The sequence below is a fragment of the Exiguobacterium sp. UBA1053 genome (assembly GCF_002316465.1).
In the GTDB taxonomy this organism is placed as follows: Bacteria; Bacillota; Bacilli; order Exiguobacteriales; family Exiguobacteriaceae; genus Exiguobacterium_A; species Exiguobacterium_A abrahamii.
On record NZ_DCDO01000007.1, the window covers coordinates 41524 to 54252 of the forward strand.

12 protein-coding genes and 1 other annotated feature are annotated in these 12729 nt (G+C 48.2%); all 12 genes read right to left on the minus strand.

What is annotated here, in order from left to right; genetic code table 11:
• Window positions 1–36: 36 nt before the first annotated feature.
• Window positions 37–441 carry a Mini-ribonuclease 3 gene (locus tag B3G15_RS06450; RefSeq protein ID WP_047390584.1) on the minus strand — a complete coding sequence of 135 codons (405 nt, stop codon included), beginning with the start codon at window positions 439–441 and terminating at the stop codon, window positions 37–39.
• Complete coding sequence (gene cysS / locus B3G15_RS06455) at window positions 438–1835, minus strand: cysteine--tRNA ligase (RefSeq protein ID WP_058705176.1); 1398 nt, start codon at window positions 1833–1835, stop codon at window positions 438–440. Before cysS ends, B3G15_RS06450 begins: the two co-directional genes overlap by 4 nt.
• The gene (gene epsC, locus B3G15_RS06460; protein WP_255343794.1) at window positions 1789–2508 is read right to left on the minus strand and encodes a serine O-acetyltransferase EpsC; all 720 of its coding nucleotides are present in this window, start codon (window positions 2506–2508) and stop codon (window positions 1789–1791) included. The genes cysS and epsC overlap by 47 nt, the downstream gene beginning before the upstream one ends.
• Before the next feature lie 9 nt (window positions 2509–2517).
• Window positions 2518–2736, minus strand: a binding site (T-box leader).
• Window positions 2736–4184 carry a glutamate--tRNA ligase gene (gene gltX / locus B3G15_RS06465; RefSeq protein ID WP_290719252.1) on the minus strand — a complete coding sequence of 483 codons (1449 nt, stop codon included), beginning with the start codon at window positions 4182–4184 and terminating at the stop codon, window positions 2736–2738. It overlaps the preceding feature by 1 nt.
• Window positions 4185–4227: 43 nt before the next feature.
• On the minus strand, window positions 4228–4710 hold the full coding sequence (ispF, locus tag B3G15_RS06470) for a 2-C-methyl-D-erythritol 2,4-cyclodiphosphate synthase (RefSeq protein WP_029343079.1): 483 nt from the start codon (window positions 4708–4710) through the stop codon (window positions 4228–4230).
• A 2-nt stretch (window positions 4711–4712) separates the two neighbouring features.
• Entirely contained in the window at window positions 4713–5396 is a 684-nt protein-coding gene (gene ispD, locus B3G15_RS06475; RefSeq protein ID WP_290719255.1) for a 2-C-methyl-D-erythritol 4-phosphate cytidylyltransferase, read from the minus strand.
• A 132-nt stretch (window positions 5397–5528) separates the two neighbouring features.
• Window positions 5529–6614: a PIN/TRAM domain-containing protein gene (locus tag B3G15_RS06480; RefSeq protein WP_214806293.1), complete on the minus strand. Its 1086-nt coding sequence runs from the start codon at window positions 6612–6614 to the stop codon at window positions 5529–5531.
• 127 nt (window positions 6615–6741) lie between these two features.
• The gene (radA, locus tag B3G15_RS06485; protein ID WP_029343076.1) at window positions 6742–8118 is read right to left on the minus strand and encodes a DNA repair protein RadA; all 1377 of its coding nucleotides are present in this window, start codon (window positions 8116–8118) and stop codon (window positions 6742–6744) included.
• 76 nt (window positions 8119–8194) lie between these two features.
• Window positions 8195–10642, minus strand: coding sequence for an ATP-dependent protease ATP-binding subunit ClpC (gene clpC / locus B3G15_RS06490; RefSeq protein WP_023466588.1), 2448 nt, complete (start codon window positions 10640–10642; stop codon window positions 8195–8197).
• On the minus strand, window positions 10642–11715 hold the full coding sequence (locus tag B3G15_RS06495; protein ID WP_290719259.1) for a protein arginine kinase: 1074 nt from the start codon (window positions 11713–11715) through the stop codon (window positions 10642–10644). The genes clpC and B3G15_RS06495 overlap by 1 nt, the downstream gene beginning before the upstream one ends.
• Window positions 11708–12136 (minus strand): hypothetical protein, encoded by a 429-nt coding sequence (locus B3G15_RS06500; RefSeq protein WP_029343073.1) that lies wholly within the window; start codon window positions 12134–12136, stop codon window positions 11708–11710. Before B3G15_RS06500 ends, B3G15_RS06495 begins: the two co-directional genes overlap by 8 nt.
• 25 nt (window positions 12137–12161) lie before the next feature.
• Window positions 12162–12617 carry a CtsR family transcriptional regulator gene (locus B3G15_RS06505; protein WP_023466578.1) on the minus strand — a complete coding sequence of 152 codons (456 nt, stop codon included), beginning with the start codon at window positions 12615–12617 and terminating at the stop codon, window positions 12162–12164.
• Window positions 12618–12729 lie beyond the last annotated feature (112 nt).

Genomic DNA, 12729 nt, shown 5'->3' on the forward strand with positions numbered 1-12729 from the left:
CGCTGTGCCTTCGTTTTCGGCTTCGCACCGGTAGCCTTAGGATTCGTCTGTTTTTTCGGCTTCGAGTAGTTCGAACGCTTGTCCGATGAGTTCTTCAAGGCGATCCCCTCCTTCTGAAAGATAAATATAACCGAGCAATGCTTCAAATGCTGTCGCGTAGCGATACGTGTGGACGTCCGTGCTCTTCGGGACAGAACCGGATTTTGCGTTCTTTCCGCGCCGAACGACCGCTGCCTCTTCCTCCGTCAACACATCCGTGTTCAACCAGTGCGTCACGACCGTTGCTTGTGCTTGTGCCCGAACGTACCGGACAGCTGCTTTATGCAACTCGCCCGGCTTCACATAACCTTGTTCGAGCAATCGCTCTCGCACACGAATCTCATAGACGACATCGCCCATGTACGCTAACGCGAGTGCATTCAGTTGTTTGTAGTTCTTCATCCGCGCTTCCACCGCATCCCTTGTGCTGTGTCTTCGAGCAGGATCCCTTGATCACGTAGCTGATCGCGGATTGCGTCCGCTCGTGCGAAGTCACGATTTTGACGGGCTGTGTTCCGCTCCTCAATCAACTGTTCGACTTCTTCATCGAGTAAGCCTTTGTCGACTGTCAACGTAACACCGAGAACATCTGATAATTCCGAGAAGAGTGCGAGGAACTGTTCGAGCACCTGTTTCGACACATGTGCTTCTCCAAGGTACAAGTTGGCTTCTTTCGAGAGATCGAATAAATCCGTCACAGCGTTCGCTGTATTGAAATCATCATCCATCGATGTGATGAAGTGTTCCTTGATCGCCGCTAGACGATTCAACCACTTCTCGTCACCTGTTCCGAGATCGGCTGTCATTTCAAGGCGGTGTTCGATGTTTGCGACCGATTCCCGAATCCGTGCGAGACCATTCGCTGCTTGATCGATCAGTTCACGACTGTAGTTGATCGGGTGACGATACTGAACCGATAACATGAAGAATCGTAACACCATCGGATCGACCGCTTGGATTGCTTCATGAACCGTCAAGAAGTTACCGAGCGACTTCGACATCTTCTCGTTTTCGATGTTCAAGAACCCGTTATGCATCCAGTAGTTTGCGAATTTCTGTGAGTTGCATGCTTCAGACTGGGCGATCTCATTCTCATGGTGCGGGAACTTCAAATCTTGTCCACCAGCATGGATATCAATCGTCTCCCCGAGGTATTTCTTCGCCATCGCCGAGCACTCGATGTGCCAGCCTGGTCGTCCTTCGCCCCATGGACTTGTCCATGCCGGCTCACCTGGTTTTGCTGCTTTCCAGAGCACGAAATCAAGCGGATCTTCTTTTTTCTCTCCGACTTCGATTCGTGCGCCTGCGCGCAATTCATCGATCGACTGTTGGCTCAATTGACCATAATCCTTGAAACTACGCGTCCGGAAGTAGACATCCCCGCTTGATGCGTAGGCATTGCCTTTTTCGACGAGGACTTCGATGAAGGCGATGATATCGTCCATCGTTTCCGTGACGAGTGGATGGATATCCGCTTTTTGGACATTCAAGGCGCCTGTATCCGCGTGATACGCCTCGATGAAACGTTTCGTCAACGCATGATAGTCTTCTCCGAGTTCGTTTGCTGTCCGGATGATCTTATCGTCGACGTCCGTGAAGTTCGAGACATATTTAACTTCGTATCCGCGGTATGTGAAGTAGCGACGGACCGTATCGAAGACGATGGCTGGACGCGCGTTCCCGATATGAATGTAGTTGTAAACCGTCGGGCCACAGACATACATCTTGACCTTTCCTTCTTCTAATGGTTTAAATGGTTCCTTTTTTCCGGTCATGCTGTTGTACAGTTGAATCATGACGTCGCCCTCCTTTAATCCGTTCAATTTCTTGTTTTAATACTTCTAGTTCCATTTCAATCCGCTCTTGGCATTCGCTGACCGGATCCGGGAAACGATGATCAAGTGGTGCTTCGACCTTCATGCCGTCTTGAATGACGACACGTCCCGGAATGCCGACGACGGTCGCATTAGGAGGAACGTGTTTTAAGACGACGGAACTGGCACCGATTTTTGAGTATGCTCCGATCGTGATATCACCTAGGACACGGGCACCCGCTGAAACAAGTACGCCGTCTTCAATCGTCGGATGACGCTTTCCTGTTTCTTTCCCCGTTCCGCCGAGTGTCACGCCTTGAAACAACGTGACATCATCACCAATGATCGTCGTCTCACCAATGACGACACCCATCCCGTGGTCGATAAAGAATCGGCGTCCGATCGTCGCTCCTGGATGAATCTCGATACCTGTCAAAAAGCGACTGAACTGCGAAATCAATCGACCGAGTAAGCGAAATTTTGCGTTCCAGAGTCGATGGGCCAAGCGATGCATCCAAATCGCATGTAAGCCCGGGTATGTCAAAATGACTTCTAACGTGCTGCGGGCAGCTGGATCTTGCTCAAACACATTGCGGATATCTTCTCGTATCCGTGTCATATACGTTCTCCTCTCCATAAGAAAAAGCGCCTCTATGCATTGCTGCACAGAGACGCTAACGAAGCGCGGTCCCACTCTGTTTGGACGATTGACTCATCCCTCTCGACGTCCGTTAACGCCGGAGATACGTCTGCGCCTACTCTCACGGATTTCGGGCAGCACTCAGAGGGGCATTTCATGATTCGCTTCTTCAAGCCCTCGCACCATTCGAGCTTGTCTCTGGAGAAGAAGACGCATCGTTACTTTCCTCGTCTACGCTTTCGTTATTCTGCTTCAAGCCGTGCAAGCACACGGTCTTTTCCTAGTAATTGAATCGTGTTCGGGAGTTCTGGACCATGTGTCTGTCCTGTCGTCGCGACACGAATTGGCATGAACAAGTTTTTACCTTTTTGACCAGTCGCTTTTTGCGTCGCTTTGATCGATGCTTTAATCGCTTCTGGTGTCCACTCTTCGAGAGCGCGTAACTGGTTCGCGAATTCTGCAAGTACAGTCGGAACCGTCTCGCCACTCAAGACAGTGTTTGCCTCTTCATCATACACCACTTCGTCCTCAAAGAACATCTCTGAAAGCTTGACGATTTCCGCGCCATGCGTCATCTGTTCGCGGTATAACGCGACAAGATCACGTGCCCAAGCGAGCTCTTCTTCTGAAGGTGACGCTTCGACGCGACCTGCTTTTTGTAAGAACGGAAGACTGGCTTCGAATACTTCTTCGAACGATTGATGTTTCATGTACTGGCTGTTGATCCAAGCCAATTTGTTTTGGTCAAAGACAGCTGGACTCTTCGAGAGACGATCCGCGTCAAAGATTTCGATGAACTCTTCTTTCGTGAAGATTTCTTGTTCGCCGACTGGTGACCAACCGAGAAGCGTGATGAAGTTGAGCAATGCTTCCGGGAGATAACCGAGCTCTTTATACTGCTCGATATACTGAATGATCGAGTGATCACGTTTCGAAAGTTTCTTGTGTGATTCGTTGACGATCAATGTCATGTGACCGAACGTCGGGTATTCCCAACCGAACGCATCATAGATCATCATTTGTTTCGGTGTGTTCGAAATATGATCATCCCCACGAAGAACATGGCTGATCGCCATCAAGTGATCGTCGATGACGACGGCAAAGTTGTACGTCGGAATGCCGTCTTTTTTGACGATGACCCAGTCACCGAAGTCTTTTGATTCGAATGAGACGTCGTCTTTGACGATATCATTCCATGTATACGTGACATCTTCCGGTACACGAATCCGAATCGACGGCGTGCGACCTTCTGCGCGGAACGCTTCTTCTTGTTCTGCTGTCAGGTTACGGTGTGCTCCTGAATAACGCGGTGCTTCTCCACGTGCGATTTGTGCTTCGCGTTCTGCTTCGAGCTCTTCCGATGTCATATAGCAACGGTAAGCAAGTCCTTTTTCAAGTAACTCATCCGTGTACTTTTGATAGATATCGAGACGCTCCATTTGTGAATAAGGACCGTACTCGCCACCGCGACCTGGACCTTCGTCCCAATCGACACCGAGCCACTCGAGGTTCTTCATTTGACTCTCGACACCACCTGCGATGTTCCGCTTTTGGTCCGTATCCTCGATTCGTAATACCATCTTACCGCCTAAGTGGCGCGCAAAGAGATAGTTAAATAATGCAGTCCGGGCATTCCCGATATGCAAGTGTCCTGTTGGACTTGGGGCATAACGTACTCGTACTTCTGCCATTGCCAATCACTCCTTCGACTAAAATTCGCTTATCTAGTATACCTTATTCTTCGATTCGTTTCAGTAGAATCACTGCTTGACAAGCGATTCCCTCTTCTCGTCCCGTAAAACCTAACCATTCCGTCGTCGTTGCCTTGACATTGATCTGTTCAATGTCCGCTTCGAGTAATTCCGCGATTCGCGCACGCATCGTGTCGATGTACGGACGAAGCTTTGGTGCCTGTGCGATGACTGTCGCATCTAGGTTGCCAAGCTCATACCCTTGTTGTTTAACGAGCGCGTAAACATGCTGCAGCAATTTTGCTGAATCGGCATCCTTGAATTCCGGATCCGTATCCGGAAAATGTTTTCCGATATCCCCTGCTGCGATTGCACCAAGTGCCGCGTCGGCAATCGTATGTAACAAGACGTCTGCATCCGAGTGACCGAGCAATCCTTTCGTGTGCGGAATCTCGATGCCGCCTAAAATCAATTTCCGATCCTCTGCAAAGGCATGTACATCAAAACCTTGTCCAATTCGAATCATCGTCATTTCCCTCGTTTCATTAGAATCGCTTCACCGAACCATAGATCGTCCGGTGTCGTCATCTTGATATTTTCGTAGTGACCGTGAACGATCGTTACTTTTCCTCCGTCCCATTCTATCAAACTTGCATCATCGGTTCCTAGGTATTTCGTTGCCGCTTTTTCGTGAACCGTGCGAATCGTCGCAAGATCAAACGCTTGTGGTGTCTGCGCTGCCATCAAGTGTTCCCGCGGGACGGTCTCGCTGATATGGTTCGCTTCAACCCGTTTGACCGTGTCTTTAATCGGCACGGCAAGAATCGCTGCTTGATCCAAAGCTGCCGCCTGGACGACTGCATGAATCGCTGCTTGTGAAATAAACGGTCGGGCCCCATCATGGATCAGAACGATTCCTTCGCCTTTTAACGCTTCAAGACCACGGAGCACACTTTCCTGACGTTCGGTACCACCCGCGACAAGTCTAATCGATGTCTTATAAGACGCGATAATACTTGTAAACCATTCCTGTTCTAGTGGATTGATCGCAAGGATGATTTCCGTACATGCCGGATCTGCCTCGAAGACATCCAGTGTCCAAGCGATGATTGGACGTTCTCTTAGTTCAAGCATTAATTTATTACAATCTGCGCCCATCCGCTTACCGGCACCGGCAGCGGGGATGACGACGCGATATGTGGCTGTAGACATCCCATTCCCTCTTTTCTCTCTCACTGATCATCGTGATCCATTCCATCACACCGAAAACGGACTCGATCATGAAATCGAATCCGTTGCGGGGTCTATCCGAATGCCTCTCGATGTCTCTCTAGGCATAGTGTCTCATTTTTCTTGTGGTTTCGCAAAAATCATTCGTCCAGCTGACGTCTGCAAGACACTCGTGACGACAACGCCAATTGTTTTAGAAATGAGGTGTTTGCCTCCTTCAACAACGACCATCGTCCCATCTTCGAGATAAGCGATACCCTGTTTTTGTTCTTTTCCTTCCTTGATGACAAGGACGGTCATCTCTTCTCCTGGAATGACGACTTGTTTGACGGCATTCGCCAGATCATTGATGTTAAGAACAGGAACATGTCGGACTTCACAGACTTTGTTCAAGTTATAGTCGTTCGTGACGACGATCCCTTTGACGAGTTCCGCGAGTTTGATTAATTTAATATCGACTTCCGGTACATCCTCGAAATCGCCATCATAAATTTCGACCTCGACTCCAGGGATCTCTTGTAACTCTTTTAAGACATCGAGTCCACGACGTCCACGATTTCGTTTCAACGTATCCGAAGAATCGGCGATGTACTGCAACTCACCGATGACGAATTGCGGGACGATCAGTTTTCCTTCGACGAAACCGGTCTTCGTGATATCCGTGATCCGCCCGTCGATGATGACGCTCGTATCGAGTACCTTACTGTTTGATTTAACTGGGACGACGACGTCTGGCGTCGCCTTTTTCTCACTTTGGTTGCTACGTAAGAAGATTTTCGTCAATTCATGACGTTTACGATACCCGACCGTAAAGCCAAGATATCCGAACAACGCGGTCACGAAGATTGTTAAGACGTTACTGAGGACAGGAATACCTACTAAATCAATCAATGTACTGACGAGGAAGGCCAGTACCAACCCAATCAACAAACCAAATGTTCCAAAAAAGAGATCTGCTACTGGGGCTTTGACGAGTCGTTCTTCTAAAAATCGGAGAAGTCGAATTACCGAATCCGTAATGAATAATCCAATTAATAAGAATATGAGTGCACCAATCGTTCCAGTTACGTATTCGCTCATCAACCATGCAGGGAATGTCGTATTCGTTGCCGTTTCAATTAATTGGAAGAACTGAGGAAGCAACAAAATCCCGAGGGCAAGTCCGAGTAATGCAAAAAATACCCGAATGACGATTTTCAATCTTCTCACCTCCTTTGCTTATTTTAAGTTCATTGTAACATGTACTGATTTGAACTACCTACGCCGGAAGGAGGGGAAACTGTTTACATATCCATTACAGTTCCCCCATTTTTTGCGTCATTCCAGCTTAAAACGGAATCGTTTCACGTAATGCTTCGTCCACACTCTCGACACCGACGACCGTAATTCCGTCCGGATACGTCCAACCACCCAAGTTGTTTTTCGGAATGATCGCCCGTGTAAAACCGAGTTTAGCTGCTTCTGCTACACGTTGTTCAATCCGCGATACACGGCGAACCTCACCTGTCAATCCGACTTCACCAATCACGACATCCGTCGGACGCGTCGGCTTGTCACGGAAACTAGAAGCAATCGCGACACAAACCGCCAAGTCAATCGCCGGTTCATCCAGCTTCACACCACCGGCTGCCTTGAGGTACGCATCTTGTGTCTGAAGGAGAAGACCCGACCGTTTCTCAAGCACAGCCATCAATAAGGCTACCTTGTTTTGATCGATTCCGGTCGCCATCCGTCTTGGATTTCCGAATGACGTCGGTGAAATCAGTGCTTGCAGTTCGACAAGAACGGTCCGTGTCCCCTCCATGGAAGCGACAATCGTCGAACCGGATACACCGGACGTCCGCTCCTCGAGGAAAATTTCTGACGGATTCAAGACCTCTTCAAGACCAGACTCCCGCATCTCAAAAATTCCGATCTCATTCGTTGAACCAAATCGGTTTTTGACGGCACGCAGAATCCGGAACGTATGATGACGTTCGCCTTCGAAATACAAGACGGCATCCACCATGTGCTCCAGTAAACGTGGTCCAGCAATCGAACCCTGTTTCGTGACGTGACCGACGATGAAGATCGCAATCCCGCGACTCTTCGCAATTTTCATCAGCATCGCCGTACATTCACGTACCTGTGTCACACTCCCGGGTGCAGACTGGATTTCATCAATGTAGACGGTTTGAATCGAGTCGATGATTAAAAAACGTGGCTGTTCTTCATCGACGACACGTTCAATCATGTTCATATCCGTCTCACTAAGGACGAACAAATCCTGTGTCGGTAAGCCAAGCCGTTCCGCGCGCAATTTAGTTTGTTTGAGCGATTCTTCTCCTGAGATGTAGAGCACTTTTTCGCCGCGCTGGGCAAGACGTGCGCTCGTCTGCAGTAAGATCGTCGACTTCCCGATCCCCGGATCTCCTCCAACAAGCACCATCGAACCTGGAACGATACCGCCTCCGAGAACACGGTCGAATTCACCACTTCCGGTAAAGACGCGACTCTCTTCTTGCGAGACGATGTTCGCGAGGCGCTCTGGCTTCAATTGTTTTGTTGTCGTATGAACGAAAGCTGCACCGCGCCGCCCTTTTTTCTCTTCGACGACTTCTTCGACCATCGTGTTCCATTCTCCGCACCCGGAACAACGTCCCATCCATTTCGGTGATTCGGTTCCACAGCTTTGACAAACGAATTTTGTTTTTAACTTAGCCAATCGATTCATCCTTTCTGTTTCAAAAAAAGAACCAGCTTCGCTCAGAAAGTGCGAAAGCTGGCCCTGTGCTCAGTGCTTATTCCGTTGCGGCAGAACTCACGTGATTCCGGCGAACGATGAATTCGTTCTCTTCGACATCAAGCGCAACACGTTCTCCTTTTTGGATATCGCCTGCGAGCAATGCTTCTGACAACCGGTCTTCCGCTTCCCGTTGAAGGGCACGACGGATTGGACGTGCGCCGTACTCTGGATCGTATCCGATATCGGCAATCTTCGAGAGGGCAGCTGGTGTCAATTCGAAATGAATTTCCTGTTCAGCCAAACGTTTTTCAAGGGTTTTCGCCATCAACTTCACGATCTCTTCGATGTGTTGTTTCTCGAGTGAGTGGAAGACGATCGTTTCATCAATCCGGTTCAAGAACTCTGGACGGAACGCCCGTTTGAGTTCTTCCATGACTTTATCTTTCATGTCTTTGTATTCGCGATCCGTATCTTCAGAAACAGCGAATCCGACATATTTATTACGTTTAAGGGCACTTGCACCGACGTTCGATGTCATGACGATGATCGTGTTACGGAAATCAACCGTCCGACCTTTCGAGTCTGTTAAGCGTCCATCATCAAGTACTTGCAAGAGAATGTTGAAGACTTCCGGGTGCGCCTTCTCGATTTCATCAAGTAAGATGACCGAGTATGGTTTCCGACGAACTTTTTCCGTCAATTGACCGCCTTCTTCGTAACCGACATATCCTGGAGGTGAACCGACGAGACGGCTCGTTGCATGTTTCTCCATGTACTCTGACATGTCGATCCGGATAATCGCATCCTCATCTCCGAACATCGCTTCGGCAACCGCACGGGCGAGTTCTGTTTTACCAACCCCAGTAGGACCGAGGAAGATGAACGAACCAATCGGACGTTTTGGATCTTTGAGTCCAGCACGTGCGCGACGGATGGCTTTTGAAATTGATTTAACGGCTTCATTTTGTCCGATGACACGATCGTGAAGGATTTCTTCGAGGCGAAGGAGACGATCCGTCTCTTCTTCCGCGATCTTCGTGACCGGTACACCTGTCCAGTTGGCAACAACTTGGGCGATGTCATCTTTTGTGACTTCAAGTTTTTCGTTGCCTTGTTTATTCTGCCATTCCTCTTTCAAACGCTCAAGCTCATCGCGTAATTTTTGTTCCGTATCGCGGAGGCTTGCTGCTTTTTCGAACTCTTGGCTTTGGACCGCTTCGTCCTTGTCCTTGCGGATGCCTTCGAGTTTCGCTTCGACTTCTTTTAAGTTCGGTGGTGCTGTGTATGAACGCAACCGAACTTTCGATGCTGCTTCATCAATCAAATCGATCGCTTTATCCGGAAGGAAACGATCCGAAATGTATCGATCTGACAATGTGACGGCTTCTTGAATCGCTTCGTCTGTAATCGTCACACGGTGGTGTGCTTCATAACGATCGCGAAGACCAAATAGGATTTGTGTTGCTTCATCCGTTGTTGGCTCTGCGACTTGGATCGGTTGGAAACGACGTTCGAGTGCCGCATCTTTCTCGATGTATTTCCGGTACTCATCAAGAGTCGTTGCTCCGATACACTGGAGTTCGCCTCGTGCGAGCGATGGTTTAAGGATGTTCGATGCATCGATCGCACCTTCTGCTCCACCCGCTCCGATCAATGTATGCAACTCATCAATGAAGAGAATGATGTTCCCCGCTTGACGAATCTCATCCATGACCTTTTTCAAACGATCTTCGAATTCACCACGGTATTTCGTACCAGCGACAAGTGTCCCCATGTCGAGTACCATAACACGTTTATTGCGTAACGTCTCCGGTACTTCATTGTTGATGATTTGTTGAGCGAGACCTTCGACGACAGCCGTTTTACCGACCCCTGGTTCCCCGATCAAGACCGGGTTATTTTTCGTCCGGCGGCTCAAGACTTCGATGACACGTTGAATTTCTTTCGCACGACCGATAACTGGATCAAGACGTGTTTCGCGCGCTTGTTGTGTCAAATCACGAGCAAGACCATCAAGTGTTGGTGTTGCGACACCTGAACCTGCTTGCGACGCGTTTGCTGTCGTTTCGCTGTTCCCGAGCAACTGGAGTACTTGCTGACGGGCTTTTGAAAGACTGATACCCAAGTTATTCAAGACACGAGCAGCAACGCCCTCTCCTTCTCGAATCAATCCGAGCAAGAGGTGTTCTGTTCCAACGTAAGAGTGACCTAGTTTACGTGCCTCATCCATTGATAACTCAATGACTTTTTTCGCACGTGGTGTATAGTGAATCGTCGTTGCACCATCTTGTCCGCGACCGATTAATGCTTCGACTTCCATCTGAATTTTATCTGAACTGAGACCGAGTGCTGTTAAGGCTTTCGCAGCGATTCCGTCTCCTTCACGTACAAGTCCGAGTAAAATGTGTTCTGTTCCGATATTGTGGTGCCCCAACCGTACTGCCTCTTCTTGAGCAAGTGCCAATACACGTTGTGCACGTTCTGTGAATCGTCCAAACATCATTATGCAAAACCTCCTTGTGTGTGATCCCTGTTTGTCTGTTCGGTTAACATCGTCCGGATTCGTTTCGCCCGTTCGATGTCCCGTTCTCTAGATGTTAATTGTTTCCCGAAATGCTTTTGTAGAAAACCTGTTTGTAATGAAACGAGCAGTTGATGAAAAAGATTTGGAGGAAGATTGACCTCTAGTCCCAGACTGTCTGCTAAACGAACATCCGATAGTCGTTCCGTTGCTTCCCGCGCTGTAATCAGTCGAGCTGATGTCAGGATACCGTAGGAACGATATAGTCTGTCCTCTAGTTCTTCTTGATACATCTCCAATAATCCTTTTCGTGCTGCCTGTTCTGCTTCAATTAATGCTTCGACGGCAAATTGATAGTCCGTGATCAGCATATCCTCACTTGCCCCAAGCGTCCGTTGGTTCGAAAGTTGGAACATGCGACCAGAGGCATCGCTTCCCTCGCCGTAACGCCCACGAATCGCGAATCCGAGCTGTCGTAAGTGTTTGATATAGCCTTGAATCTGATTCGTCAGGACCAGTCCCGGTAAGTGCAACATCACGGAAGCACGAAGACCTGTTCCGACGTTACTCGGACATGTCGTTAAATAACCAAGCGTATCATCAAAAGCAATTTTAAATCGTTCACTGATCAAACGATCGACTTGTTTTGCGATCCGAAACGCTTCTTCAAGTTGAAGTCCCGGTAATAACGTCTGAATTCGGAAATGATCCTCTTCGTTTACCATGACACTGATCTGTTCATCCTCACTAATGAAGAGTCCTGTCCGTGGATGACTGGCTAACGCTGGACTGATCAGATGCTTTTCTACTAAAGCGGTTCGCGTCAGAACATCTGCTTGATCGACGCGACCAAACCGGAACCCTTTCATCCCGTTTAGTTGGCGTTCTGTCTCTTCAATGAGCGCATTCGCTTGTGCTTCTGACAACATCGTTGAGAACGCATAACGTGTCGTATTACGCGCCAACCGGATCCGTGTCGAAACGACGATGTCGTCAAAGGGAGAAGATTGATTCATCGATTCGCTTAAAGGGTGTTGGAGCAACTCTTCAAACATGACGCAAATCCTCCTCGACACTCTCAATCTGTTGTTTTATGATTTCTGCTTCTTCATAATCTTCTGCTAAGATTTTGCGGTTAAGTTGTTCTTTCAATCGACTGAGCTGCTGGTTCAATCGTTTTTCAACGGATTCCTCATCAGGCCGTGAGCCATAATGTTGCGTATGACCGTGTTGGAACTGACGAACCATGCCGTCGACTTCGTCTTTAAAAAATGAATAACAAGTCGGGCAACCGACTTTACGAAGATGAAGCAATTGTTGACGGGTCATACCACAAGACGGACACGCCGTCCCTTGATATTCACGTGCTAACTCCCGCACACAAACCGAGCATAAGAACTTCTCATCGGTTTCCGATTCTTGTGGAAGTTTGACACGGACGATTGCTTCTCGTTCGCCACATCGTTGACAACGCATCATGCATTCCTCCAATGTCCGACGACTAGAGTCGCTTCATGGTTTGAAGAAGCGTCCGCATCAAGTGGGCACGCATCCGGTGTTGATCTTCGACCGCCATTGGCAAACTCTCTTTTTGCAACAGCGATTGAATCAAAATAGCTTCCCGCCGCGTCAGTAATTGTTCGTTCATCAAACGAATCAAATAATCTTCTGCAGCTTGTTCCGTCAAATGATCACCAATCCATGAACTGACTTCGTCTAATAGATCGTGACTATCGAGCACAACGATTTTTTGAATCCGAATGTATCCACCACCACCCCGTTTACTTTCAACAAAATAACCCTTTTCGACCGTAAAACGAGTATTAATGACGTAGTTGATTTGTGATGGAACACAGTCAAAACGTTGTGCAATTTCTTGACGTTTGATTTCAATCGTCTTTTCGTCGTGTAAAATTTGCTTTAAATAGGCTTCGATGATATCTGTGATGTTTTGCATTGGCACCACCTCTCTGACCATCTTTGACTATTGTTTGATTTAATAGTAATCATCTAAAAAAAGAAATGCAACTGATAAGGCTTTTTAGAAAACACAAAAAGACCGACCTGCA

Coding starts and splice junctions, on each gene's coding strand:
- cysS (WP_058705176.1), bottom strand. CDS start 1,835: ATGATTCAACTGTACAACAGCATGACCGGAAAAAAGGAACCATTTAAA.
- clpC (WP_023466588.1), bottom strand. CDS start 10,642: ATGATGTTTGGACGATTCACAGAACGTGCACAACGTGTATTGGCACTT.
- ispD (WP_290719255.1), bottom strand. CDS start 5,396: ATGTCTACAGCCACATATCGCGTCGTCATCCCCGCTGCCGGTGCCGGT.
- B3G15_RS06495 (WP_290719259.1), bottom strand. CDS start 11,715: ATGTTTGAAGAGTTGCTCCAACACCCTTTAAGCGAATCGATGAATCAA.
- gltX (WP_290719252.1), bottom strand. CDS start 4,184: ATGGCAGAAGTACGAGTACGTTATGCCCCAAGTCCAACAGGACACTTG.
- B3G15_RS06500 (WP_029343073.1), bottom strand. CDS start 12,136: ATGCGTTGTCAACGATGTGGCGAACGAGAAGCAATCGTCCGTGTCAAA.
- B3G15_RS06450 (WP_047390584.1), bottom strand. CDS start 441: ATGAAGAACTACAAACAACTGAATGCACTCGCGTTAGCGTACATGGGC.
- B3G15_RS06505 (WP_023466578.1), bottom strand. CDS start 12,617: ATGCAAAACATCACAGATATCATCGAAGCCTATTTAAAGCAAATTTTA.
- ispF (WP_029343079.1), bottom strand. CDS start 4,710: ATGATTCGAATTGGACAAGGTTTTGATGTACATGCCTTTGCAGAGGAT.